This window comes from Bifidobacterium sp. LCP19S3_E9, assembly GCF_052121135.1.
Lineage (GTDB): Bacteria > Actinomycetota > Actinomycetes > Actinomycetales > Bifidobacteriaceae > Bifidobacterium > Bifidobacterium thermacidophilum.
In genome coordinates this window covers 117208-143439 of record NZ_JBQKEV010000005.1, presented here as the reverse complement: position 1 = coordinate 143439, position 26232 = coordinate 117208, and the positions used below count along the sequence as shown (strand labels likewise).

Sequence of the window (26232 nt, the reverse complement as noted above, 5' to 3'; positions counted from 1 at the left end):
ACCTCTCACGCCACAAGCGTGTGAGCGCCGCCCTGCAATCCTGTGCAACGGAAGAAGTCAACAACAGCACGGGGATGCAGGGCGGTTTATTTTCTGTATCGTAATCACCCCCATGTCCACTGTTAAGATTCTGTGAGTTGGGTGGATGAGTGCGGGGTTTGCACGCGATGGCACGCGGGGTGGCGGATTGTACTTGATGTGTCGGGTTGCGTATGTCGGGGCATGCGTGCGGGGACGGTTGTTGTCGTTGGCTGCGGGTTCGGTGGGGTTCTGGCGGGTTGCGTATGTCGGGGCATGCGTGGCGTGACGTGAAGTACACCGAGTTTGGCGGTCCTGCTTGTGATTGAACGTCCACGGGGGTGTGGTTTCGGTGGGTTTCGCATTGCAGACGCTGGATGTCCATGGGCGGTGGCTTCGGCATCAGCAAAGGCATGGGTCATGCGATACTGACGGTATGGAAGAAAATAACCAGAACAGCCAGAATTCCGACATCACAGGTCAGGAAGCGCCGCAGCAGTCCCAGTACGCGCCGGCTGCATCGCAGCAGTCAAAGTACGAGCAGTCCGCGCAGGCTGCTCCGGAACCGCAATCGGAAACTCCGCAACCCCAATACGGTCAGGAGTACGGGCAGCAGTCCGCCCAGCCGCAGCAGTTTGGGCAGCCTGCGTATAACCAGCAGTCATCGTACGAGCAGCAGTACAATCAGCAGTCATCCGCGCAACCGCAGCCCGCGCCCGGTCGGTACGGTCAGTACGGTCAGTCCCAGTCGGATCAGCCCGGGGATGCACAGTATTCCCAGCCGGCATCGCAGGAATACACCTATGGTCAAGGCAACACCCCAACCACCCAATATCAAGAGGGATACCAGTACGCATCTCCGCAGCAGCAGTACGAGCAGCCTGCAGCGTCGGCAGCTTACCCGGCGGCCGGAGTGGCGATGGGCGAGGGCTACCAGTATCAGCAGCAGCCCTACGGCCAGCAGTATCAGCAGTCGTACGAGCAGCCGTATCAAGCTGCGCAAGGCTACCCCTATCCGCCGGCGAACTACGGCGGGTACGGATACGTCGGCCAGAAATCAAAAATCGCAGCCGGTCTGCTGGGTATCCTCTTCGGCTCTCTCGGGGTGCATAATTTCTACCTCGGCAACACCGGCAAGGCGGTGGCTCAGCTGTTGTTGACGCTCATCGGCTGGATTGTGCTCATTGGTCCTGTTATCGCAGGTATCTGGGGGCTGATTGAGGGCATTCTCATCCTGACGTCGTCTACAGGTAGCGAATGGCATAAGGACGGCAAGGGGTACGAGCTTCAGGACTGAGGATCTGCCCTATGCGCGGTGAATATAAAACTCCAGGCGGCAAGCTTGTCGGGGTCACGGTGGCGTGTGACCCCGCTGGCTTCATCACCTCATGCAGCATTGACGGCGATTTCTTCATGGAAGGTGAGGAATCCGAGCAACAGGTCGTGTTGGGCGCGCTCGCGGATGCGTTGCGGCACGGGGACGATCTCAACGCCGTATTCTCCGCCCATCCGCACGTCCAGTTGATTGGTGCCGATGCCGACGCGTTCCTCATCGCATTCCATCGGGCGGTCGGCAACGGCGGTGCGGTACTGCACTCCACAGCAATACGCGATACCGCATCGTCACGCAGCCACGCGGCCACGATATCCAGCCAAGCGCATCGCACCCTTGAACAAGCCGAACGGAAGGCGGAACGACGTCGTCGAGCCCGCTGGCAGGCGCTGAAACCGGAAGTCATCCACGACACTCCCCGCATGCCCCAGGAGCAAATGGACATCGATATCCGCCTTGCTGAGCGTGTCGCCGCCGGTAAGATGCCGCCTACCTTGCGCTTTTGGGAGTGGGCCGCGCCCGCAGTCGTCATCGGCAGATTCCAGTCGCTCGAAGACGAAGTGAACCTTGACCAGGCGCAGCAGTCCGGGTTCACCGTCGTCCGTCGTTGCACGGGCGGGGGAGCCATGTTCATCGAACCGGGCAACACCATCACCTACTCCTTGTATGCCCCGCGTGATTTCGTCGCCGGCATGGACATCGAGGAATCCTATCGGCTGTGCGACCAATGGCTGATTGATGCCCTGCGCGATTTGGGCATCGAGGCTTCGTTCAGCTCAATCAACGACATCTCGTCAAGCGCGGGGAAGATCGCAGGGGCCGCCCAGCGACGGTTCCCGCCGATCGGGAAAGGGCCAGGTGCCGTGCTGCATCACGTGACCATGGCCTACGACATCGATGCGGTCGCCATGTCCCGCGTACTGCGGGTTTCGCAGGAGAAGATGTCGGACAAGGCCGTGAAATCCGCCATCAAACGCGTGGACCCGCTGCGCTCGCAAACCGGGTTGAGCCGGCATGAAATCGTCGATCGGCTGATTGAAGCGGCGCGTCGTCAGCAACCAGCGGTGATGCCTTTCACATTGCCGTTCGTGTGATGCCGTTCGTGTGATGCCGTTCGTGTGACGCTGTCCGAGTGGCGGCCCGTGTCATGCCGTTCGCGTGAGTGCGCACGTATGAGGTGTGTGGCCAATGCGATGCAAAGCTTGACCCAGCCGGGACCGTGCAATCGGCGACCCGAACCGGTGCCTGATAGCGGCAGTTGCATATCTGCGGTACTGATCTGCAGTACCGCCGAGCGTGCATCTTATCTATCTGTAGTACCTCCCCGACCATATCTTCACTATCTGTGTGCGTATGCACCCGATACCGCAAGTATCACCCGCGCAATTCCGACGGGCATACTCCAGGTATCAGCCGCCGACGCACACAAATACGCGAGATAGCTTGTGTGAAGTACTACAGATACCGCAGATAGCGGCAAAGCTGCGTGTGGTATTGCGCTGTACCGTACTGATGTCTGCCGAAGAAGCTCCGGCCGACCGCCGGCGGTGTCAATCGCCGGCAACATTGACCCATGTGATCCATACATCAACCCGGGGAACGGCGCCGATTTCGTCGGGAACCGGGATACAATGGGTGCCGTATGTGTCGCATCGATGCCAAGCGAAGCGGCAAGGAGGAGCCCATGGTCATGCCCAAGCCCAACGCGATGCCCGAGCCTGACAACATCCTGTTGCGCACCGCGCTGTTCAAACAGGTATCCGAGCAGCAGGCGGCGCGGCTTCTGCCGTACCTGCAACGTGCGCAGTTCGGCAAGGGCGGCGTGATTTTCGCGGAAGGGGACACTGATCACCGCATGTATCTGCTGGAGCGGGGGCGCGTGAAGCTCACCCGGCGTTCCAGCGACGGCCGCGTGCAACTTCTGAGCATTCATGCTCCGGGTGAAGTATTGGGTGAGATTCCGGTGTTCGATCCGGAAGGCGGGCCTCGTACGGCGTCGGCGATCGCCATTTCTAACCCGACTCAGGTTGTCTGGCTTGAGCATGACGCTCTGTTCGCGTGGCTCGACCAATATCCGCGTGTCGCCGTCGACATGTTGCAGGTGCTCGCACGCCGTATGCGCGCAAACAACGAGCGCATCAGCGACCTGGTATTCATGGATGTACCCGCCCGATTGGCGAAAACCCTGATCAATCTGGCGTCCCGCTTCGGTGTACCGGAAGAAGCCGGCGTCAAGATCCCGCACGATCTGACCCAGGAGGAGCTGGCACAGCTGGTCGGCTCGTCCCGCGAGACGGTGAACAAGGCATTGACCGAATTCGCGAACCGCGGGTGGATCGCGCGTGACGGCAGAAGCATCGTCATCTACCAACCTGGAGCGTTGATTCGTCGTTCCAAGCGCTGAGCCGGTACGGGATTCGTTCACTCGGATTGAGGCCGTCGGGTGGTGGTTTCCACAATGCATCCGCTCTCCGATAGGCCGATTTTCGGCTTGTTTTCAGTCTTTTCTGCATTTCCGGCGGAATGTGCAAATACCGTGCCGTTGTGCGAGCGGCAACGCGGTAATGGTACAGGCGACACCATAGAATGGGGCACATGCCCAAGAAGAACTCCCTGACCGCTCGACGTGTGCTCGCTTTGCTGCTCGCGTATCTGACCCTCTGTATCGCCGGAGGCGTCGTCGTGAGCCTGATGGCGATGCCCGCCGTGTTCGGGACGAACAACGCGGCGAAAGCGCTTGCACCATCCCTGACTGTCGAGGGCATTGATTTCGATGTGACCAGCCTGCCGCAGAAATCCACGCTGTACGCGTCCGACGGCAAGACGGTGATCGCCTCGTTCTATGCGCAGAACCGCGAGGTCGTGCCGATCAAGAACATTTCCGTATACATGCAGCGTGCCGTGGTCGCACGCGAGGATCGCCGATTCTTCGAGCACGCCGGCGTCGACGTCCAGGGTGTGCTGCGTGCGTTCGTGCAGACCTACGTAGCCAAGGGCGACACCCAGGGCGGCTCGTCCCTGACCCAGCAGTATGTCAAGAACGTGCTCATGGTCAAGGCCCGCGAAGATGATGACCCAATCGCCGAATACCATGCCTCCGAGGACACCGTCGCGCGCAAGTTGCGTGAGATGCTCATCGCTGTGCAGATGGAGAAGAAATACTCCAAGTATGAGATTCTGCAAGGGTATTTGAACATCGCGCAGTTCGGCTCAGGCAGCCTGTACGGCGTGGAAGCGGCGGCGAAACGCTACTTCAACACGACCGCGGCGAAACTCACTGTCGTCCAGGCGGCCACCATCGCGGCAATCACCAAGAACCCGGAGAAATACGATCCGTCAATCGAGTCCAATCAGAAAACTGCTGAAGAACAGCGAAATATTGTGCTGGACCTGATGCTTCAAGAGAAGTTCATCACGAAAACGCAGCACGACAAAGCCAAAGCCACCCCGCTGAAAGATACGCTGAACATCCAGTCCGTGCAACAAGGGTGTCAGGTGGCCGGCGATGCCGCGTTCTTCTGCAGCTACGTGACCAACCAGATCCTCAATTCCAAGGAATTCGGCAAAACTGCGCAAGCCCGACAGAAGTTGCTGAACGAGGGCGGCTTGGAAATCTACACCACGATGGACGTCAACGCGAATAACGCCGCGATGAAAGCCGCGAGGGACACCATTCCGGTCGATGACCCCACAGGCTTCGAAGTGACGATAGCTGCGATAAAACCGGGGACGGGCGAAGTGCTCGGTTTTGGTATCAATCGAACCTATGATGCGACGGATGCGGCGAAAACCGATCCGACACGAACATCCATCAACTATGCGGTCGACCAGAAAGACGGGGGAGGTATCGGCTTTAACGTCGGTTCCACGTGGAAGCCGATCAACATGATCGCCTGGATGTTGCAGGGGCATTCCATCAACGAATCCTTGAGAACCTACACGAGTTATGCGAACAGTTCCTTCAACTGCTCGAAGTTCTCCGGACACGGCACATGGTCGTTGCACAACTCCGAAGGCGGTACCGTCAGCCAGGAAACCCCGTTGCAGGGCCTGATCAAATCGCATAACACCACGCAAGCGTCCATGACACAGCAGATTGGCCTGTGCGCGATCGCGGATGCGGCGAAAACCGTCGGCTACCACAATGCAATCCTGGGGCAGGAGGACGTCTACTCGGCCAACTCGTTCAACCCGCCAATGATCATCGGTTCCGTTCAGGCTTCCCCGCTGACCATGGCGAACGTGTATGCGACCATCGCGGCGAACGGTGTGGAATGCATGCCAATCGCCATCAAGAAGGTCATCAAGCAGAACGGCAAGAGCATCAAAGTGCCGAGCGCGAACTGCCATCAGGCCATCTCTCCGGAAATCGCCCAGACCACGGCATATGCCTTGAATCAGGGTGTGTTGAAGGGCGAGGCGAAAGCAGCGCAACTTGACAACAACCGCAAGACCTTCGCGAAAACCGGTACCAACGAGCAGACATACATGTTGACGGCCGGGTTCGTGCCCAACCAGGTGGCGGCATTTGTCGCCGTCGGCAACGCCGAGGTACAGGAGAGCTTCTCCGGCAAGACCATCAACGGGGTCAGCCACGGCACCTGGTACGGCATGTACATCGCGTCTCCGGCGTGGAAGGAATTCGTGGACACGTATCTAGCCGCAATCAACGCGCCGATTGACAACGATTACGGCGCACCCGCCGAGCAATATATGAAGTGATTCGGCTGGGGCATCGGCACGACGGCCACACAGGAGGCGATTCGCGGTTGCGGGTCGCCTCCTGTCGTATTTCGTTGCGAATCGGCGCGGACCGTCGCCTCGTCGCAGATCGGCGCCGAAGTCGGTGCACGGACGTTGGGCAGATGTTCGGCGGACGTTTGTTCGTCCGTTGTTCACCAAATCTGCCGGCGATTTGCAACCGGACATCATACAATGCAAATGGAGGCACACGAGAGACCAACACGGGCGATTCGCGCATGGGCCAGTTGTCGAACGGCATCGAACAGCCCTCGGCGGTTCATCGCGGCCCGTTGAAAGGAGTCGATATGGCGAAAGACGATAAGGCCACGAAAGTGAAGGGCATCAAGGGGAAGCGCGACAAGGGACAGTCCCGCGTCGATAGCAAGCTGTTCGAGCCGTTCCAGCTGCGCGGCTTGACGATGCGCAACCGCATCTGGCTGCCTCCGATGGACACCTATTCGGTGTACGCGCAGGACGGCAAGCCGACGCCGTTCCACTATCAGCATTATGTCTCCCGCGCCATCGGCGGGTTCGGCATGGTCATCGTCGAATCCACTGCGGTGAGCCCGGAAGGCCGTATTTCCCCATGCGATGTCGGCCTGTGGAATGACGACCAGATCCAAGCATGGCGTTGGATTGTTGAAGGTGCGAAAGCGACCGGAGCTCGCATCGGCGTGCAGCTCAACCATGCCGGCAGGAAAGGCAATACCGGCAGTTTCTCGCTAGGATATATCCATGAGAATGTGCCGCAGGACAAGGGCGGCTGGCAGACCGTCGCCCCGAGCCCGATCCCGTATGCGAAACTGGATGCTCCGCGCGAGCTGAGCGTTGATGAAATCCACGGGATCGTCGCACAGTTCCGCGATGCTGCGGCGCGTGCTGTGGCTGCCGGCTTCGATATGGTGGAAATCCACGCAGCCCACGGCTACCTGCTTTCGGAATTCCTTGATCCGCTGACCAATGAGCGCGAGGACGAGTATGGCGGTTCGCTGGAGAACCGGATGCGCTTGGTGGTCGAAGTCGTAGATGCCGTCCGCCAGGTGATTCCCGACTACATGCCGCTTGTGGTGCGTGTTTCCGCGACCGATTGGGCCGCCGGCGGTTGGAATCTGGTCCAGACTGTGGAGCTGTCCCGTGTGCTCAAGGAGCATGGTGTGGATCTGATCGACGTGTCGACCGGCAGCATCATCCCGCATGTGAATGTGCCAGTCAAGGATGGCTGGCAGGTGCCGTTCGCCGCGGCGATCCGCAAGGAGGCCGAGATTCCAGTGAGCGCGGTCGGGCTGATCACCAAGCCTAAGCAGGCGGAAAAGATTGTGCGCAAAGGCAAGGCGGATGTTGTGGAAATCGGCCGTGCCGCGTTGCGTGACCCATATTGGCCGTTGCGCGCCGCCTACAAGCTGGGTGTGCCTGCCGACCAGGCGCCGTACGCGGACCAGTACCGTCGGGGAGCTTACTGCTGAGGTTGTTTTCGATACAGCTGGGCTCTGCCGTAGGGTTTGTTGCCGAGTTGAGCGTCGGGTTTGGCACTGTGTTGGGTGGGACATGCCGTCGGGTTTGACGGGGCTCATCATTGTGCTGGGCGTGGGTTCGGTGGAACGCGTCGTCGGGCTGGGCGCCGGACTGATACGGATGGCGAATGTTCATGCGGTGCGTCGGACTGATGGTTCCCGGCCTCTTCCGGGCGTTTTCCAAGTCATCCCTGTGCAACATGTCTTGTGGAACATCCCTCGCAGCGAGAGCTTGGCGCGCCATCTGCGTAACGCCGGCAGCGATTTGAGCATGGCAGCGCGTTCCTCGATGACGTCATTCCAATACCGGTCGACTTGATGCTGATCGATGGTGTTGCCGGAGAAGGAGACATAGTCCGCTTCCTTGCCCAACATGATCAGCGCGTCTAGCGTGAGGCCCATTTCCTTGGCGATGGCTTGCGCCTGTTCGTTTCTGGTGCCGTGAACGCTGAGACCGCTTTGCATGGCGGTTGCGGTGACCGCCTGCCAGCCTGCAGCGACGCGTTGCGATGGGCTGCCGTGCTTGCGCGCCCATAGCAGCGCGATTGCCTTGACGGCGAGCAGCAGTGCACATACGGCGAGCAACACCCAGATTGGGCTGCCATACAGGGCGACCGCTCGGGCAATGGTACGGAACCGTGCCCAAGACGTGTTGTCCGGTGCCTCATCAGCCATGCTACCGCCGATTGATGATGCGCCGGTGGCTTGATTGTCGTCACGCAAGGGGTTGGTGAGCGGGACTGCGGGCTGGCGCACCAGCGTCTGCGGATTCGGCGGGGCCAGGTTCTGGTTGTCGTCCGGGATTTTTGTTTCCTTCGGTGTCGGGTAGAACGGCACCCAACCATATCCGTCCAGCTTGATTTCCACCCACGCGGTCACATCGTTGCCGGTGAATTGTGTGACGGTGGATGAGCCGTGCTTCTCGGTGCGGCTTTCGCTGATGTCGCCCTCATCGTTCTTTGGCAGGAACCCGAGCACAACGCGGCTCGGCATGCCAAGGCTGCGGGCCATCAACGCCATCGCGGAGGCGTATTGCTCGCTGTCGCCGACCATGGCGGACCCCGCCAACAGCTGGTCGATACGGTAATTGCCGTGGCCGGCACTGGAGGGGTAATCTCCGTCCAGCCCATGTGAGAACCAGCCTGATTCCTTGAGCTGCTTTGCGATGGATTGCGCCGCCTCGCCGCCGCTGGCCTGTCCGCCGGCCGTGGCGTTGGCGAGTTTATCCACGCTGTCGGGCACGTCTTCGGCTTTGGGCTGACTGATCGGGCTGGTTGCCGCCTTGGCGATCTCCTTGTCGGTCGGCATGCGAGGGATGATGCCGGTTTCCGTGTAGGACAACCCCGCGTAGGTGCGTGCGGAGTAGATGGAGGACATGGTGTCGGTGTTGTAATAGAACGAATCGGCGTCGGACGTTTTGGCGAATTGTACGCTTGACGCGGCCCCGGCGATGGGCAGCCAATAGTCGGTCAGCCCTTTGTCCACTGTGAATTTGGCGGTAAAACGTTTGCCTTCCGCGGTGTTGCGGATACTGGTGCCGACACGGCGGTAGTTGGAAGAGTCCGAGGCCATGGCAAAGTCGGACAGATTCCACACATTGCCGTCGAACCGGTCCATGACGGCAAGGCGTACGGTGGAGCCGGCGGGCAGATCGGTGATGGTCAGCAGCACGTCATCCTTGTGGTTCTTGACGTATGAGCGCATGCCGCTGAGCGGGCTAGTGTACTGGTAGGGGCTCAGCGGTGGTTCGTAATGGTCGCGCAGGATGGTGCGGTGCTGTCCGACAACCGCGCATCCACCGACCGCGAGCGACGCCGAAATCAGCACGATGACGATGCTGCTCAACCACCGGCTCAGCTCCAGCAGATTCCATCGCGAGCTGATCCATGCCACCAGAGTAATGGCTGTCACGGTGCCCGCGGCGATGCGGTGGAATCCGGTCGGGGAGCCGAGCAGCGCGCAGACCGCCGCATTCGCCAAGATAGGGATGACGGCGATTATGGTGTACCGTCCGTCCTTGGTGACGGCGAAGATGCCGGTTAGCAGCGCCGCCCACAGACAGATTGTCCATACGGCTAGGAGCGAGCCGTCTGCCGTCCCCACCGGCGGGTCGAGTGCAAGCAGGTATTTGAACGAGCCCAGCATGCTCATCCACCCCTGTCTGATGGTGCGGACTGTCGGAATGATATGGGCGATGGTGGTGTCGTTAAGTATCAAGGTGGGGCCGACCACCAGTTGCGCAAATGCCATGAACAGCATCTGCCACCATAGGCGCAGCACGGGGAAGAGACCGGCGAGCGCCACCAGCGAGCCGATGATGGTTGCGGGGATTGCTGCCGTGGCCCATGACAGTGCGGATCCGTAGACATCAATCAGATTGCTGGATGCGACGAGGGTGAGCAGTGCGGCGATAAGCAGGCTTGTGTAGGGTGCCGCGCTGTGCCATGTGCCGGCGATGGGGGCGGGTTGTCCTGGGCGCGTTATCCAGATTGCCGAGCGCATAGAGTCCATCCATGTGCCGGTGGCTGTCGTCGTCGCCGTGGATGTGACAGTCGATGCGGCGGTGCCGGTCGGGTCCGTGACGCTGGTGACATTGCCGGTGTTCATGGTATGGACGGGGTTCGTGGGGTTCATACCAGTGCTCCCATGATGATCGGGAGGTCGTCGAGGTCTCCTATGGTTGCCAGGATGAAATCGGGGTAGTGTTTGATGGCGCGTGGCTGGCCTGGTGCGGTTTGCAGGACTACGCAGGTCGCGCTGTGGGGGAGCGTCAGCGCCATGCGTTTGATGATGTCAATGGATTTGAGGCTTCCAACCGTGAAGAAATAGAACGATGCGTCCCGGGCGCGTGCAAGCGTGTCCTGCGCGAGATTGGGGTTGTCATCGATATCGGGATCGATGCCGCTGCAATCATCCAGGAATTCCGTGGGATTGCGGGGTGTTGTGTGGTTGATGCCGGCGTGGGCGGTCACCGGCCGGTCCTGTTGCAGGCACTGCACGCCGATGGATGCGTGGACTGACACCGCAAGTTCAAACTCCTGCGAGTGCGCATAATCATGGGGATTCACACTGATGGTCAGCGAGGTGTTGGTGCGTCGGGTGGCTTCGTATTGGCGGATCATCAGTGTTCCGGTTTTCGCAGAGCTCAGCCAGTGGATGTTGCGCACGTCGTCGCCTGGGGCATATTCGCGCAGGCCGTGGAAATCCAGGTCATCGTCCACGATTTCGTTGCTTGGCTGGCCTTCGAGGTCGCGGGGGACGCCTGCGCTGAGCGTATTCAGCGCGACTGTGCGCGGATGGATGAACACGGTGATCTGCTCGGTGAGTCGCCTCTCACGGCGCACTAAGCCGAATGGGTCGCCTCTGCGGATGGACAGGGGGCCGATGGGCAGGATATCCCGTGATACTGCGGTGAATTCCACGGTTGTCATGCGTGACTGGCCTGCGGCGAGCATGGGGATGGTGAAGCGCTCGTGGTCGTCGCCGATGGGCAGGTCGCCTCGCGCCGAAGCGGTGGGTGTGCGGCCGGGATTGTCGACGCATACGTTGACGGCCACCTTGTCCGATACAGTGACCCGGCGGCGGGACACATCGATGGTGGCGTTGAAGGTGGTGTTGCCGAGCGACAGCACAACCGCACATATCATCATGGCTGTGAACGCCACTGCCACGGCGAGCAGTTCGTGCCATCCGAGCACAAGGAATGCCGTCGCCGAGATGATGGCCAGGGCGCTGACGGTCCACCCGGGAACGGAGATATACGAGGTGAGTAGCCGTTTGGCCCGGTGCCGGATGCGTCGCAGGGTGCGTACCGTGGCTGTTCTGCGCCACATGGTGTGCGATTGCTGCATTCCTTGACCTTTCGATGAGGGTGGTTTACCGGTTCGATATGGTTCACGCGTTGGCACCAAGGGTTGGCACGGGGACGTCTTCTAGAATCTGCCCAATCAGCTGTTCAGGGGTTGATCCGGCGAATGTAGATTCAGCGGTCAGGGTGATGCGGTGGGCGAGAACCGCAACCGCGAGATGCTTCACATCGTCGGGCACCACGTATCCGCGATTGTCGGCGGCTGCCCAGACGCGCGCACACCGGGTGAGTGCCAGTGCGCCTCGCATGGAGGACCCGACTCGGATGCGCTCGTTGTGGCGGGTGGCTTCGACCAGCCGCACGATGTATTCAAGGATTGAATCATCGAGACGCACATGCTCGCTGATGCCACGCATACGCAGTACATCCTCCCCGGAAAGCACCGGGTGTACGGTGGCGGCTCGGTCAGTGACGTTGATTTGCCTGAGAATGTCCACGCTGACGTCATGACTGGGGTGGCCGACGGTCGTTTTGATGAGGAAACGATCCATCTGCGCTTCGGGCAGTTTATATGTGCCGAGCTGTTCGATCGGGTTCTGGGTGGCGATGACCATGAACGGCTGGGGTACCGGATGGGTGACGCCGTTGACGGTGACGCTCTGTTCCTCCATGACTTCGAGCAGTGCCGACTGTGTTTTCGGGGAGGCACGGTTGATTTCGTCGGCGAGCACGATGGAAGCGAAGATGGGGCCCTCTCGGTATTCGAATTCGCCGGTTTTCTGGTCGTAATAGGTGACGCCGACCACGTCGGACGGCAGCAGGTCCGGTGTGAACTGGATGCGCTTGAACTGCATATCAATGGAGTTGGCCAAGCCGCGGGCTAGCTGGGTTTTTCCGGTTCCCGGGTTGTCTTCGAGCAGGATGTGCCCGCCGACCACCATGGCGGCGGCGCATTGGCGGATCGGTGTTTCCTTGCCGACCACGACGTGGGAGACGTTGTCAACGAGTTTGGAGAACATGCTGTGGAATTCGGCGATGTCCGCAGACGGGGCAGGAAGCAGAGATGATGGGGCGTGCGACTGGGCTGCTCGTCCCTGTTGACCATGCCGTTCCTGCAGTGGTTGTGCAGGTTGAGCGGGTCGGACAGGTTGAGTGGGTCGCGCAGGAGAGGATATGGCTTGCGTGGTGTGCGATGTCTGTGGAGTTAGCGGTGCCTGTGGAGTCATCGGAGTGTGCGGGGACTGCTGATTCGGTGTGGGAACGATCCCCGTGGGTTGGCCTTGTGATGGTGCCGGAGTCGTTTGTATCGCGGCCGGTGGTGTCGTCAACGGCAGAGTGCCGCGAGTGCTCAGCAGCGTACCTTCCATATCGTCATCTGGATGCGCCGGTGGAAGTCCTTGGCTTGGAGCCGTTGCCGCAGCGGATACCGGTGCCGCGACCGGGGGTGCGGCTGTGGTCGCTGAAGAAACCGGCGTCGGAGCCGGAATCGCCGGCTGGACCGGTTGTTGTCCGGTTTGCGCAAGGAACGGCTGTGGCACCTCCGGGTGGCCGGGAATGCGCGGTGTATGGCCGATGGAGCCCAGTCGGGTTTCATCGTCGAATTCGTCGCTCATGGGATGATTGCTCCTTGCTGTTGGGTGATCATGGTCGGGATGCGTCGCTCCTTGGTCGACGGCGTACGCCATGCCCTGAGCCCCAGGGCTTGGATCTGCTGCCGATGCTGGAACAGTGTCATGGGGGAGACAGGGGCCGATTCCCGTCTCGCCGTGTTCACGGTAACCGTGCCTGCGAGTGCGTTGCTCGTCCCGTTCGATCGGACATTCCGACTTGTGCTGGGCGTTACGCCGAGAGTTGTGCTCGGGTTCTTGCTGGGGTTTGCGATGGGACTCGCGCTCGGGCTCGGTGTCGGGTCCGGCTGCGCGGGCGGCTGGTACCTGTTGGCATCTTTCAGGCGCTCACCACTGGTCTCATTGCTCAATGCCGGGTCGTCGCCGACCACGCGCGCCTTCCAGACATAGTCGGCTCCCGTCGGGAGTATGTTGTTGACATTGAGCGTGCGATCGGAGGGCGTCCACGGGACATCGTACGACTTGCCTTCTGCTGTGAAGGTGATCATGGTTTTGCCTGACTGCCCGTACATGTTCACGGTTCCGCCGGTGATGTCGATGGTGTCCGTATCGGTGCTGCTCCAGCGCAATTGTGGTGCCTGGATGCCTGCTTTCTGCTTGTTCACATAGACAGGGGAGGCGCTGCCTTCGGTCGGTTTGCTTGTCACACCCTTGAACCGCTGCATCACGCTGGCCGAAGTGCAGGACTGCCATGGGGCCATCATGAAATCGTGCGACCGTTCGGACGCCCCTGCCTCATAGGGATCGAACCCGCTTGCGTGTACGGTGTGCCCGTCGGCGTGCCCCTGCATCTTCCATGTGACCGTGCAGATGCCGTTGTCGCCGGAAACGGAGACGCGTTCCGGCTTCTCCACGGTGTACCGCGGGGTGAAAGTCACCTTGGCGCGGCCGCTTCGCGTCGCCTTCTTGCCGATGACAATCGCTTCGACGACGTATTCCTTTGTGTTGAGATTACGCTCCGGGATATCGAAGGATTCCGATCCGGAGCAGGACATCGTCATGGTGACGTCTCCAGACAGTTCAATGGACTTGCATCCCGCGTTGCGTGTATTGCCGACCGATTCGACGGTGACGGTTCCGCGCGTGTCATCATTGGTCAATGTGACAGCCGGGGCGTCCGGCTTGCCCCAGGGCTTCGCATCGCCGGACTGCTTGGAAGGCTGGCTCCAGTTCACGTTGTTGTGCGATTGCACGGTAGCCTTGTAGGATGCGCCGTCGACAATCGTGTTATTTTCGATGGCGAAGGTGACGCTGGTGCCGGTCGTTTCAACGGGGGCGGGTGCGTTCGTGCCGCTCAGCGTCACCCGGTACTTGTCAATCGCGGAGAAATCGCCGTTCGGGGCTTTCCACGTGACCGTGACAGTGTATTCACCCGCTTCGGCCGTCACATCTGTCGGCGCGTCCGGCAGTTTGTCGGGTGTGCTTTCCACGGCGTTGGATTCCTTCGACCAGCCGACCTCGTTCTTCGCCTGCACCTTGAACGTGTAGGTTCTGCCGTTTCTCAGGCCGTCCACCGTACATGAGGTTGCCGCGCCGCATGATTTCTGGCCGGAACCCTCGCCACCCCAGATGACCCGATATTCGGTGATTGGGCTGCCGTTGGCCGATCCGGCCGTCCAACTCAAATCGACTCTGCCATCCTGCGGTTTGCCCGAAACCGCGGACAGGAGCGGCGCATCGGGCTTGTCCGTCACGGAAACGTTGATGGTCCCGGTCGCTTCGCGGTCCTTGACTTGGGTGGCGTCGCGCACGGTGACAATCACCCTGTTCGTGCTTGCGCCGATGTCTAAGGCCGCCTTGATGGAAACCACGCCGTCGGGCGAACAATCTACGGTGAACTTCGCGTTCTTGTCTGAAACGCAGCCGGTTACGGTCAAAGGGGTGTCCGGGAACGGGTTGAAAGCGTCGGACAGCATATGCACCTGCCTGACGGATCCGGTTTTGATGGTTATCGCCTTGTCGCCCAGACGCGCCAACGGTCTGGTGGATGAGGTGACGCGCACCGTCAGGCCGGCGTTGACTGTGCCTTTCGCATAGGCGATTGCAATCGGCACATTGACGGTGGTGCCGGCTGTGACGGTTTTGTCCGCGGACACGGTCAGTTTGCCGGTCGAACTCACCTTGGCGGTGACACCGTTGGCGCTCGCCCCACCGGAATACGTGTATTGCTTCTCGTCATCGTATAATCCGGATGCCGAATGGGTCAGCGCTTTCAAGTCGATGGTTGAAGCGCTTTCGCCGGCCACCACATCGATTGTGGAAGAGGAGAAGGTCGGTGCGGGCACGTCACGTCCGATCACGGTGATCGGCAGGGTGAGCACCGCGGAATTGACGATTTTCACGTTGTCGTTCTTGCCGCGTTTGCCGTCCGTTGCGGTGAAGGTGATGGAAGCTGGACCGGCATAGTCGCAGGGCGCGGTGAACCGTAGCGTTTGTTCGTTGACGTACTGGTTGTCGTCCGCGGCTTTTGTGGCGCTCACCGAATCCGCGCCGTCCACGTAGGCGGTTTTGCCTGCGCCCACACGAACATAATCGGCGATGTCGATGGTGATGGTCTCACGTGCGTTGACTTTCAACGTGGGGGTTTTCGGACGCAGGGTGGGCGGGAAGACGCCGTACGCCGGCACTTGGATGAACGCGGTGGATGTGATGCTGTACGTCGTGTTTGTCACGGTGTACGGGACCGCACGCGTCTCGTCGGTCAGCTCCACGGTGATGGTGGTGGAATCCTTGCCACCTTTGACATGAGCATGATCTGCGGCGGAGGGGTCGACGCCCACGGTCAGCTCGTCGGCGGTTCCCGAGGGATTGGCGATCCACTGCGAGACATCCACGTCCACGGATTTCTTGTCGATTGTGGCGGCTGCGGGAACGCGGTAATCGTAAGCGGTCGGAGGATCGATGGGGGCGTTCGCGTCGACGTTCACCGTCAGGGTCGCGGTGTCGGACAGGCCGGCCTTGTTCTTGACCGTATACGCCACGTAATAGGTGCCTGCCTGTTTCGGCGTGGTGAAAGCGAGCATACCGTCGATGACGGTGATGCCGTTGATGCCTTGCGATTCGACGTGTTCGGCGACCGTGAGGTCCGTGTTATCGCCGCAGATGTCGTTCTGGGCTACTGGTACGGTCGTCGCCGTATTCGGGCGCAGGGTGATTTCGTCATCGCGCGCGTACACGCCGGAATCGGAGCCGGAGGAGAAGACACCCACGCGGATTTGCGCGGTAGCCCGCTGTCCGGTCCAATCCTCCACGGCGTAGGAGAAGGTGTCGGTGCCTGACGAATCGGCGTACGCCTCATACACCAGGTATGTGGCGCCCACTTTGGTGATGCGGCCGAGTTTTGGCGCCTTATTGCCCAATCCGAGCAGTTGCACGTCGTCACCGTCAGGGTCGATACCGGTTAGTGCGATTGGAATCTGGACTTTCCTGCCTGCTGCCACTTGGGCTTCCGTATCCGAGGGGGTTGGAGCAGGCTTGTCGGCGACATCCTTGCGGTGCACATCAATGGTGATGGTGGCGGAGGCTGTGTTGCCCAGATTATCTTTGACCGTGTATGTGACGGGGTAGGACCCGGGCTCTCCCGTGGCCTGATAACGTACGGTGTTCCCGGAGACGAACACCAAGCCCTTGAACGTGGCCTTGTCGACCTGCAGGTTGTCTTGCAGTTTCACTGTGATCCCGTCCGAGTAAGTCACATGGTCGAGCACGTTTACGGACACGATGCCGCCGGTCCTCACCTGCGCTGTGACATTCTCGGCTTTCGGCACGGAGTTCGATCTGGTCAATGCGGGCGGTTGCAGGATGATTATGCCGGTCGAAGATCCGGCTGCGTTGGCCACGGTGTATGCCAATTGCACCGGTTCGGTCGGCACTTGGCGGGCGGTGATGTAGATTCGCTTGTTGCCCACAATACCGGTTTTGATGCCGCTGTGCGTGTCCGCGGCGACGCTGGTTACTGACAGGACGCCGCCCAACGGGTCGACATCGTTGGTCAGCGGCTCGACGATTGCGATGTTATCCGCGCCCAGCAGAGCCACATCGTTCGCTGCAACCGGCTTGGCGGCATCGTCGGTCACGGCCTGCACCTCCACCCGAACAAGACCGGTCGCCGGGATGGTGCCTTGGGTGATGATGTACGGCACATAGTAGGTGCCCGGGCTTGACGCGCTGAACGCAATCGACATATCCGCCGCGTTCATGGTGGCGGATACACCGGGCACGGATTCCACCGAGGTCAGTTGGGCGGGCTCCGCGCTTGTGCCATGCACATACTGCTTGAGCGCGATGGTGGTGCGGGTACCGGGCATGGTCTGCCTAGCCACCGGGTCAATCACGGCGGCGAGCGTGTTCGCCGGTTTCACCGAGAAATAGATCATTCCCGTACCGGTCTGTTTCCCGTCCGACACGGTGACTTCGATGCCCGCGCGTCCTGAGGACACGGAACCGGCGTTGAACACAAGTTGGCCGTCGGCTCGCGTGGAGACAGTCACCTGATCGGTGTTCTGCGGCGACGCCGAAACCAAGGTCAGCGGGTCCCCGTCGGGGTCGGAGAAGCTTTCCAACGCATTGGCAGTGTAGGAAGCCCCCTGTTCGACGTCGATTTCCGGGGAAACATCGGTCTGCTGCGGGGCCCGGTCCTCGCCGTCGGTGAGGTTCAGGGACACGTTCGCGCTGGCGGTCTGGCCGCGTCCGTCAGAAATCTCATAGCTGAACGTCACTTCACCCGCCCCTGCGGCCGAGGCATCAAGTTGCAGGTACCGTCCGTCATAAACGGGGAAGACCGAGACATTCGCACCGTCGGGCGCGCTGACCGAATCGATGTGCAGCACCGAGCAGTCGGTCTGCTCATCGTTACGCAACACGTCGAGGATCTGCTGCGATCCGGTATGCGCACCGAACGCATCGTCCTGCGCCCTGATCTGCCCTGACTGGGAGGAGCAGCTCTTGCTGAAATGACGCTGATTGCTGGCGCTGTCGTTGTTGCGCTCCTGCTGCTTGGATTCCTTGGTTTCCACCTTGTTCCACTGGATTTTGATGACTTTGGCGGAATCCTGCGGGTTCCACACATTGCCGTTGATTACGTCGTTGAGCACTACCAGACGATGGTTGGTGCGGAAGACGAGTTGCGAGGTGGGGTCGATGGATTCCAGCGATGAGTATGTCGCTCCCTTCCCGTTTGCATCGCATGCACTGACATAGTTTTCTGCCCGCTGCGCCCACGCTGCGAAGACGCATCCGCCGGTCGACACCGGTCGTGCCGCGTCGCCCTTGCCCGCTTTCGGCAATGTGTTGACAGCACCGGAATGTAGATTGACCAAGGCGAGGCCGCGCGGGGTCGCCGCCGCTACCCAGCCGCTCTGCTTGCCATCGGTGGGTGGGGCCTGTAGCGTCACCTTACCTTGCAAGCCGATGTCGGCGTTTCCTTTCGGCCAGAACACCTTACCATTGCCGGCGACGACCGGCGTGCCGCCGATGACCGTGAACGATTCAACCCCCGTGGCGTTCTCGATTCGAGCGACCTTACTCGGCGAGCCCTGTGGGCCGTCAACGCTCAACACCGCATGATCGGACGGGCGATACCCGTACGCGACACCATCATGGGTCACAGCGATCGCACCTGAGGAACCGAGTTTCATAGTCGGACTGCCGCTTGTCGGGTTCACCGAGGCGATATCGGAGGCAGAACCCACCCATACATTCCCCGTTTTCGTGTTGATAACCGCCGCCGTCTTCCCACCGATTACGGTTTCCATATCGGCGGTGATGCTGGTGTTTCCGTGTACACTTACTGTGGAAGCCGCGATATTGCTCGCTTTTGTTCCCTCGGCAATCACGGTGTCGCCATCGTGCTGGGCTATGTCGAAACGTGCTGCCGTCGAAGCGACACCGGCATCGGCATCCCTGTTCTTTACGTTGAACCGCGCGGCCTTATGGTCCTTGAGCGAAGTGACCCATACCGTGCCGTCATCAAGCTGCACGTGCGGCTGTGTCACCGAACTGACAATGACGCAACCGGCGACGATGCCAAGCAACAGAACCAGCATGACGACCGGGGTAATCCACCGCCGGTTGCCGGACGGTACCAGCCGGCGCGTCATGGCAGGGAAACGCTTCCGCATCTCGTTGGGCGGCGGCAACGGTTGACGTTCGACGAAATTGCTGCTGCTCATATCCTGGCTCTTCCTTGGACGTGAAATGTGCTGTGTTCTTGTGCTTGCGATTACGGTCTGATGGCGCATGCCATCGCGGGGGTGTCGGACATCCGTCTGTCCGCACGGATCAGACTCACCTTGATGCAAGTCTGTGCTTCACCGGACGGGTCGATGGCAATGGATGTCGACGACGTCAGCGCGCTTCGCGAACTCGCGGATTCATCCGTGCCACCCACAAGCGACCACGCGTATGCGTCGCCATCCTGGGGATCAGGATTGGTCCACGAGAACGTCGCTTTGGTGCCGGCGGCGTTGTACGCGCCGGAAAGACCGCGCACTTGGGGGACTGAGCCTGCAACGACCCCCGAATCAGGGACATTCCCGTTATCTTGCCCCGAAGTCTTGCCACCGGGGCCGCTGCCCGAGACCTGCACGGCGCGGTCGTCTGAGGTTGTATCCATATGCGGGGCAATCAGGAAAAGGAATCCCGACGCAATCGCGACGATTGCGGCAAGGGCGACCAATGCGATGGCAAGCGGTTTCGTCCGTGATGTGCCGCGGCGGGACGATTCGGCAGTCGTCGGTGTTGCCGTCGTGGTCAGGCGTGCGTGCGCGGCGAGGTCCGTGGGGATATCCGCCTCGCCCTCGATTGTCGTACGCTCGGCATGACCATACATTTGCAGTTGCGCGCGTTGCATGGCACGGGCGAATTCCAGCGCCGAATAATACCGGTCCTCGGGAACCGGGCTCATCGCCTTGTGCAACACGCGCTCAACGGGGGCGGGAATGTCCGGACGGTGGAATGCCGGCAACGGCTTTGCCAAGATGATGGCCTGCAACCGTTCCGTCCGTTCCTTCCCGCGGGAATCGCCCAACTCGTCGGCAAACGCGTATTCATACGGGGATTGCCCAGTCACCATAGCGAGCAGTGTGGCACCTAGGGAATAAATATCGGACGCCTCATTACCGCCTCCGCCGTTGGCCAGTACCTCGGGCGGTGCCCAGGCAACGGTGAATCCCACACCGGGGCCTCCATAGATGGTGCTCGCGATACCGAAATCAGCGAGCATGGGCATATGTTGCGCGTTGATGAGTATGTTGCTTGGCTTGATATCGCGGTGGATAATGCCTTTACGATGTGCGGTGAACAGTGCGCTCGCCAGATCGATACCGATGGTGAGCATCTGGTCTGCGGTGAGTCTGTCATGTTCGAGGAAGGCCTTGAAATTGCCTCCCGAGGCGTACTCGAACACGGTGTATCCGTGTCCGGTCGCGGTGATGCCGCTTCCGTAAATGGACAGAATATGCGGGTGCGTGCAGATCCGTCCCATGAAATCAGCTTCGGAACGCAAACGATTCGCCGCCTGTGAATCCAGCCGCTGCTTGCTGATCTTGATGGCGACCTGGCGATTCGGGGCATGCTGACGGTACAGGTACACGTCGGCTTCCGAGCCTGATCCAAGCTGCATGATGGGTGAGTAGCCAGGGATGCGCCCGACTGCGTGTTCCGTGATGCCCGTTTGGGCCGCTTGGGTTGTCCGAAAAGCCTCGATGGTTCGGTGTGTTTGCATGCTCTTTGCACTCCACGACGAATACCAAGCCTCGGCATCCGGCCTTGCAACAGGTCGCTCGTGTGGGCCACCAAGTGACAGCGGTGCACTGATAGTCATGACAGTTCCCCCTACAATTGTGCATACATTGTCCCCCATGCGCGTTGGTGTTCGCGCGAATGTATTGGTCGAAATCGTATCCTGTGCCGAGGATCGCAATGTCACGTCTCGCCGGTAACGAATTGCCTTCTGACGCGAAGCAATGATTCTGGAAAACGGCGATGTTCTGCGTCGTCAAACGTTTCACTTCATCTGTTCGCGTTCGTGTCTATCGGCTGGACGGGCTCTTGATTTCCCTGAAACGGAGCGGTGCCCGTATGTTGAGACGGCGTGTCGGACGCGTGCAGTTGATGTCCCGATGCGGAATCGGGGCATCGGCGTGCATAAGTGGCGCGCATAAGAGGGAATGACGATGCGTGATTGGTGCTACTGAGGTATATTCATGAGCATTGATACCGCCGACAATCGGCTGACATGTATGGAAGGGCAACGGAGACGGGTGGTCGGATGGTCGGTGATGGCTGTCACGGCGCATGGAGGAAGAATATGGGCAATCCAAATATGATGTCGCCGGTTGGCCGCGGTGGACTGATGCCGCACGATGGACGGATGCCATCCGTCGGCCAAGTACCGGGGCAACTCGGTTCGTCCGGTCAGCTGCCGTATCCACAAGGGCGGTATGTACAGTCGCCGTCTCCGTACGGGTCGTATTCGCAGCAATCTGCGATGCCATCAGTGCTGCAACAGCCGGGTCCGTCGGCGCAATCTTCCTCCCGCCCGGGTACATCCACGCCATCGATACCAAGGTATGCTCAGGCATCGCAACAATCTCCTTGGCTGCAGCAGTCGGCGGTTTCCGGGCAATCACAGCCTTTGCAACAATCGCCGATATCGCAGCAACCTCAACCCATGCAACGGTCACCTTGGTCGCGGCAAGTTCCACAGCAAGTCCCGCAGCAAAGCGGACCGTATAGCGATTCCAATCCTGCGGCTGGTGTGGCGGCGACTGAATCGCAGGATCACCGTTTCGACCTGCTACCCAATTGAATCGTCAATATCGTGTTCAGCGTCGTATCGTTGTTCATCATGTTCCTGCCCGGCCTTTCTTGGGGTGTTGGTGCCAGTGGTCTGCGCGGCAAGCTCATATTGGCAGTAGTGCTGCTTGTGGTCGGTGTGGTTGGAATCAGCCGATATGCCGCCCATTTGGTGGTACTGGTCGGCATATCGGCTGATTCCAATCTGCGTGAGAGTGCGTCTGTGTGAGGATTGGCTTGCACGGTGGCGGTTTGGGCGATCGTGGGAGAGCTGATTTGGCAGCGTCAGATGTCGTTGTGTGAGGTTTTACTCACACACTGACGGTTTGGGGGCTGTGATTGGCTGGTTTGTCGGTCCGGGGAGTCGTTGTGTGAGGATTCGTTTGCGCGGTGGCGGTTTGGACGGTCGGGGATAGTTGGCTGGGTGGCGTTGAGAGTCGTTGTGTGAGGATTGACTCACACGGTTGGGCATCGAATCAGTCATGAATCCCGTCTCTTGCGGGACCAATGTGGGGACTTCGCGCGTTCTACAAACTGGTTACGCTAACTCCTTTGCCGGCGTAGCCAGTTTGTAGAAAGAGAGCGGATGGGTGATTGCAGCGGTGCAATGGGTCGGTGAGTTGTTGGATGAGTTGGTGAGCGGTTCGGCGGTGTCAATTCGTGTATCTCCTGACATACGCGAACCGTCTGATTGGCTTGCTTGGCGGCTGATTCCCGAGGCATTTGCCGGATTGCGCGTGCCCCGACATACGCAACTCGGCAAATACTGCGCGCCAGTGTCGAACCGTCAGTTTTCTGTCGTGTTTTGTATGTGGTGACATGCTTGATGTGGAGTTCATCCGCCGCGCGAACCTTGCCACGTGAACCCCAGCACAGTCAAGCACAATCAAACGCAATCAAGGCGCAGCACAACACCGTCATCAAGCCCCAATCAAGCCCTGATTAAGCGTCGACGCCGACTGCCTCGCTGACGTGCTCGAACCCGTCCCGGCGCAACAGCTCAGCGAGTCCGCGCTTGAGCACCGTGATCTGCTGCGGTCCGCGATACATGAGCGAGGAGATGAACATGACTAGGCTGGAGCCCGCGCGGATCTTCTCATACGCCTGCTTGGGGGTAAACACGCCGCCGATGCCCGCGATGGCGAAGCGGTCGCCGTACTCGCGGTAGGCCTGCCGAATCATCGCGTTGCTCGCGCGATAGGTCGGCCCACCGCTCAGTCCGCCCTTCCACATCGCTGGTATCTCCATACCGCTGCGGTCCTTCTGCAGGTTTGCGATGCTGACGCCCTGCACATTGTGTTCCGCCAGCACGTCAAGCAGCTCGCGGAATTCGGGCCACGTCTTGTTCAGCGGCATCTTGACCAGCACCGGCTGCGGGCGGTCAATCTTGTCCAACGCGCTGAACAACCGGTCGAGGTTTTCCGGCTCTCCGAACGGTTCGCCGACATAGGTGTTCGGGCAGGAGATGTTGATTTCAATCATCGCCGTGTGCCCAGCCGCTCGGCGCATCGACGTGCAGTAGTCTTCGATGCCTTCGTCGATGTCTCCGCACAGTTTGTCGTTCGTCCGCGCGATGGACACGGACACTTGCATACTTTTCGCCTTGTCCCATGCGCGTTCGGCCCGCGGAATAACCCGTTCGCTGCCGTCGTTGGCAAGCCCGACATGGACGATCATCGAATCGTATTCCGGCAGCCGGTGGAACCATGGCTTCGGATTGCCCGCGCACGGGCGTGCGGTGGTCGAGCCAACCGTTTCAAAGCCGAATCCGGCGTTGTCGAGCAGCACCGGCATGTCGCAGTTCTTGTCGAGGCCGGCGGACAGACCGAAGGGGTTATCGAAATGCACGCCCATCACATCGGTTTCGAGAATCGGGTCGGTGTAGTCGAGCATTTCGCGCAGCAGCCACATGAGCGGCGGAATATTGCGGGTGACACGGCAGAATTCAATCATCTGGTCGTGTGCAACGTCAGGTGTGTGGTTGAACACGAAGAACGGCTTGACGATGTGCTTGTAGCCGAAAGTGAAAAGGTCGGTAGTCGCCTTGTTGACGGCGTCGTGCAACGGCTGTTCGGAAACGTGAATCATACCTCATATTGTGGCACTGTTGTCAGCGTGTTCGCAACAAACGCGGGTACAGTGAACACAGAGTCCAATTGGGGCTGGTGGCGTCAAACGGCTTGAGGCGGCACAGACGGCTTGCAGTCGTTTGACGTGGCATGAAGTGATGAAAAAACGACGTGAAGCAGCTTGAAAGGGGAGTCATGACAGCATCTGCGAGTGGAACCGGCATGGCGGGGGACGGCGTGTGCGTGGTGATGCCGACATATAACGAGCGCGAGAACCTCCGCACGACCCTGGATGGTGTGTTCGCCTACAATCCGGATGTTGACGTGCTGATCGTCGATGACGCCTCCCCGGACGGCACGGGTGAGCTCGCCGATCAGATGGCACGAGACAATGGGCGTATCCATGTGCTGCACCGCGGGGGCAAAGGAGGCCTGGGGCCGGCATATCTGGCTGGGTTCGCATGGGCGTTGGATCGCGGGTATGCCGTGGTATGCGAGATGGATATGGATGGTTCGCACCGCCCACAGGATTTGGCGCGCATGCTCAAGGTGATGCGTTGCGATCGTGGCGTGGATCTGGTAATCGGCTCGAGACGTGTGCCGGGCGGGCGTACGGAAGGATGGCCGTGGTATCGCGATTTGATTTCCAGGGGCGGGTCATGGTATGCGCGCAGGATGCTGGGGTTGGGTGTGCGCGATATGACCGCCGGGTTTCGCGCGTACCGGGCCGATTTGCTCAGGCATATGGATTTGCGGTCCGTTGAAGCGAACGGCTATGTCTTCCAAATTGATATGACTAGGCGCGCCGCGGCAGTCGGCGGCAGGATTCTCGAGGTGCCGATCGTCTTCCCCGAACGTCGCCGTGGTGTGTCGAAGATGGATTCGGCGATTGTCGTTGAGGCGATACGGAATGTCACCTTGTGGGGGATTGCGAGGATACGTTCTGCCCATGGCCGTCGTGCCGATTAGCGAATCGACTGGCGGGTGCCGACTAGCGGGTGACGCGCAGCAGGCGACACGCTGCGGGCGACACGCCGATGACCACAAAGAGAATGCGTTCGTTTATGTTCATCTTGCTTACGGAAGGTGCGGAAAACTTAGCGTTTTTGTGAGTTTTCATGATGTTGTCGAGCGTTATCCGCTCAATGCTGTCACTTGTGTGCGCAATTGTGTGCGATAATGTTCATATGATTTCGTCACAACGTCAGCATCTGATTCTCAGCAGATTGCGCACTCGCGGTGCGGTGCGCATCACCGCGCTGTCCAAAGAGCTCGGCGTGTCAGCCATGACCGTACGCAGGGACATCGCCGAACTCGCCGACAAGGGCCTGCTCAAACGCGTCCACGGCGGCGCAGTGACCACCAGCACCCTGCTGAGCGAACCTCTGTTCTCCGTAAAATCGCAGATGGACATCGGCCTCAAGGACGCCATCGCACAGGAGGCAGTCAACTACGTCTCCCCGGGCGACGTCATCGCCATCGGCGGCGGCACCACCGCCTACGTGTTCGCACAGCACCTGCTTGAATCCCAGCAGTCCAGCGGCGTCACCATCCTCACCAACTCAATTCCCGTCGCCGAACTCGTTCAGGCGCTCGAATCCAAGGATGTCGAGGTGATTGTCACCGGTGGCGTCATCACCCGTTCCAACTCCCTGGTCGGGCCGATTGCGGACAAGGTCGTGCAATCCCTGCGCGTGAACACCGTGTTCCTCGGCACGCATTCGGTGTCCATTCCGCGTGGCTTCCTCATGCCGAACTCATTGGAAGCGGCCACCGACATGGCGATGATGGATATTGCCGACCGGACGATTATCCTCACCGACCACACCAAATGGAGCAGCACCTCGCTGTCCCTGTTCGCCAACTTCGACCAGGTCGACACTGTGATTACCGATGACGGGCTCGACCCTGATTCCGTCACCAAAACACGCGAACTGGTCAAGGAACTCGTGCTCGCCAAACAGGGCGAGTCGGACGAATCAGTCCGTTCGCCCCGCCGGATACACCCGAACGAGAACGGCGTGGTCGCCGAACATGTCGGGGCGCATGCTGCCGCGGGAGGCCCGGGATATCCCGATTCCGTCGATGACGAGTATGACCTTCCTGCGGATCGTGAACCTCGCGGCAGGCAGACGAAGGCCGGACGGACAACGGGAACGCCAAAACCGGTCGGCAAGTAGCAGACAACCACAACCAGACCCGGCGGCGGGCAGCGCAGCCCGTCGCCGCGACAGAGACGCAACGCGGCGCATTCAGTCTTGGCGACGCATGCGATTCTGTTGTGAAAGAAACAGACAACATAAGCTCAACCGTCCAACAAAGGAGA

The 26232-nt window shown here is 60.1% G+C and carries 13 protein-coding genes and 1 pseudogene; 8 read left to right on the top strand and 6 right to left on the bottom strand.

Annotated elements, in window-relative coordinates; all coding sequences use genetic code 11:
• Window positions 1–454: 454 nt before the first annotated feature.
• From ACTQYB_RS04080 to ACTQYB_RS04060, 5 genes are all read left to right on the top strand, one after another.
• Window positions 455–1315 (top strand): NINE protein, encoded by an 861-nt coding sequence (locus ACTQYB_RS04080; protein ID WP_441481538.1) that lies wholly within the window; start codon window positions 455–457, stop codon window positions 1313–1315.
• 11 nt (window positions 1316–1326) lie between these two features.
• On the top strand, window positions 1327–2445 hold the full coding sequence (locus tag ACTQYB_RS04075) for a lipoate--protein ligase family protein (protein WP_441481539.1): 1119 nt from the start codon (window positions 1327–1329) through the stop codon (window positions 2443–2445).
• A gap of 590 nt (window positions 2446–3035) precedes the next feature.
• Complete coding sequence (locus ACTQYB_RS04070; RefSeq protein ID WP_033507404.1) at window positions 3036–3755, top strand: Crp/Fnr family transcriptional regulator; 720 nt, start codon at window positions 3036–3038, stop codon at window positions 3753–3755.
• 191 nt (window positions 3756–3946) lie between these two features.
• Window positions 3947–6073 carry a transglycosylase domain-containing protein gene (locus ACTQYB_RS04065; RefSeq protein ID WP_441481540.1) on the top strand — a complete coding sequence of 709 codons (2127 nt, stop codon included), beginning with the start codon at window positions 3947–3949 and terminating at the stop codon, window positions 6071–6073.
• 326 nt (window positions 6074–6399) lie between these two features.
• Window positions 6400–7557 carry an NADH:flavin oxidoreductase/NADH oxidase gene (locus ACTQYB_RS04060; protein WP_441481541.1) on the top strand — a complete coding sequence of 386 codons (1158 nt, stop codon included), beginning with the start codon at window positions 6400–6402 and terminating at the stop codon, window positions 7555–7557.
• A gap of 180 nt (window positions 7558–7737) precedes the next feature.
• On the opposite strand, the gene ACTQYB_RS04055 is transcribed toward ACTQYB_RS04060, so the two are convergent.
• The 5 genes from ACTQYB_RS04055 to ACTQYB_RS04035 all read right to left on the bottom strand — a co-directional run bounded on the left by ACTQYB_RS04055 (window position 7738) and on the right by ACTQYB_RS04035 (window position 20662).
• Window positions 7738–10239, bottom strand: a complete 2502-nt coding sequence (locus tag ACTQYB_RS04055; protein ID WP_441481542.1) for a DUF3488 and transglutaminase-like domain-containing protein — start codon at window positions 10237–10239, stop codon at window positions 7738–7740.
• The gene (locus tag ACTQYB_RS04050) at window positions 10236–11456 is read right to left on the bottom strand and encodes a DUF58 domain-containing protein (RefSeq protein WP_441481543.1); all 1221 of its coding nucleotides are present in this window, start codon (window positions 11454–11456) and stop codon (window positions 10236–10238) included. Before ACTQYB_RS04050 ends, ACTQYB_RS04055 begins: the two co-directional genes overlap by 4 nt.
• 43 nt (window positions 11457–11499) lie before the next feature.
• Window positions 11500–12780 carry an AAA family ATPase gene (locus ACTQYB_RS04045; protein WP_441481694.1) on the bottom strand — a complete coding sequence of 427 codons (1281 nt, stop codon included), beginning with the start codon at window positions 12778–12780 and terminating at the stop codon, window positions 11500–11502.
• Window positions 12781–13022: 242 nt separating this feature from the next.
• Complete coding sequence (locus tag ACTQYB_RS04040; RefSeq protein ID WP_441481544.1) at window positions 13023–19211, bottom strand: Ig-like domain-containing protein; 6189 nt, start codon at window positions 19209–19211, stop codon at window positions 13023–13025.
• 50 nt (window positions 19212–19261) lie between these two features.
• Window positions 19262–20662, bottom strand: coding sequence for a serine/threonine-protein kinase (locus ACTQYB_RS04035; protein ID WP_441481545.1), 1401 nt, complete (start codon window positions 20660–20662; stop codon window positions 19262–19264).
• A gap of 1218 nt (window positions 20663–21880) precedes the next feature.
• Between ACTQYB_RS04035 and ACTQYB_RS04030 the strand changes: the two genes are divergently transcribed.
• On the top strand, window positions 21881–22066 hold the full coding sequence (locus tag ACTQYB_RS04030; RefSeq protein WP_441481546.1) for a hypothetical protein: 186 nt from the start codon (window positions 21881–21883) through the stop codon (window positions 22064–22066).
• A 713-nt stretch (window positions 22067–22779) separates the two neighbouring features.
• Here ACTQYB_RS04030 and ACTQYB_RS04025 read toward each other — a convergent pair.
• On the bottom strand, window positions 22780–23925 hold the full coding sequence (locus tag ACTQYB_RS04025) for a quinone-dependent dihydroorotate dehydrogenase (protein WP_321046455.1): 1146 nt from the start codon (window positions 23923–23925) through the stop codon (window positions 22780–22782).
• Window positions 23926–24101: 176 nt separating this feature from the next.
• On the opposite strand from ACTQYB_RS04025, the gene ACTQYB_RS04020 reads away from it, so the two are divergent.
• Window positions 24102–24875 carry a polyprenol monophosphomannose synthase gene (locus tag ACTQYB_RS04020; RefSeq protein ID WP_412171187.1) on the top strand — a complete coding sequence of 258 codons (774 nt, stop codon included), beginning with the start codon at window positions 24102–24104 and terminating at the stop codon, window positions 24873–24875.
• 218 nt (window positions 24876–25093) lie between these two features.
• Window positions 25094–25885: pseudogene (locus ACTQYB_RS04015) on the top strand (DeoR/GlpR family DNA-binding transcription regulator); the annotation flags it as partial.
• Window positions 25886–26232 lie beyond the last annotated feature (347 nt).

What these genes read in the sequence shown, in the direction of transcription:
- ACTQYB_RS04065 (WP_441481540.1), top strand. Translation starts at nt 3,947, where the DNA reads ATGCCCAAGAAGAACTCCCTGACCGCTCGACGTGTGCTCGCTTTGCTG.
- ACTQYB_RS04070 (WP_033507404.1), top strand. Translation starts at nt 3,036, where the DNA reads ATGGTCATGCCCAAGCCCAACGCGATGCCCGAGCCTGACAACATCCTG.
- ACTQYB_RS04055 (WP_441481542.1), bottom strand. Translation starts at nt 10,239, where the DNA reads ATGAACCCCACGAACCCCGTCCATACCATGAACACCGGCAATGTCACC.
- ACTQYB_RS04075 (WP_441481539.1), top strand. Translation starts at nt 1,327, where the DNA reads ATGCGCGGTGAATATAAAACTCCAGGCGGCAAGCTTGTCGGGGTCACG.
- ACTQYB_RS04035 (WP_441481545.1), bottom strand. Translation starts at nt 20,662, where the DNA reads ATGCAGCTTGGATCAGGCTCGGAAGCCGACGTGTACCTGTACCGTCAG.
- ACTQYB_RS04080 (WP_441481538.1), top strand. Translation starts at nt 455, where the DNA reads ATGGAAGAAAATAACCAGAACAGCCAGAATTCCGACATCACAGGTCAG.
- ACTQYB_RS04025 (WP_321046455.1), bottom strand. Translation starts at nt 23,925, where the DNA reads ATGATTCACGTTTCCGAACAGCCGTTGCACGACGCCGTCAACAAGGCG.
- ACTQYB_RS04050 (WP_441481543.1), bottom strand. Translation starts at nt 11,456, where the DNA reads ATGCAGCAATCGCACACCATGTGGCGCAGAACAGCCACGGTACGCACC.
- ACTQYB_RS04020 (WP_412171187.1), top strand. Translation starts at nt 24,102, where the DNA reads ATGACAGCATCTGCGAGTGGAACCGGCATGGCGGGGGACGGCGTGTGC.
- ACTQYB_RS04060 (WP_441481541.1), top strand. Translation starts at nt 6,400, where the DNA reads ATGGCGAAAGACGATAAGGCCACGAAAGTGAAGGGCATCAAGGGGAAG.
- ACTQYB_RS04045 (WP_441481694.1), bottom strand. Translation starts at nt 12,780, where the DNA reads ATGGAAGGTACGCTGCTGAGCACTCGCGGCACTCTGCCGTTGACGACA.
- ACTQYB_RS04040 (WP_441481544.1), bottom strand. Translation starts at nt 19,211, where the DNA reads ATGAGCAGCAGCAATTTCGTCGAACGTCAACCGTTGCCGCCGCCCAAC.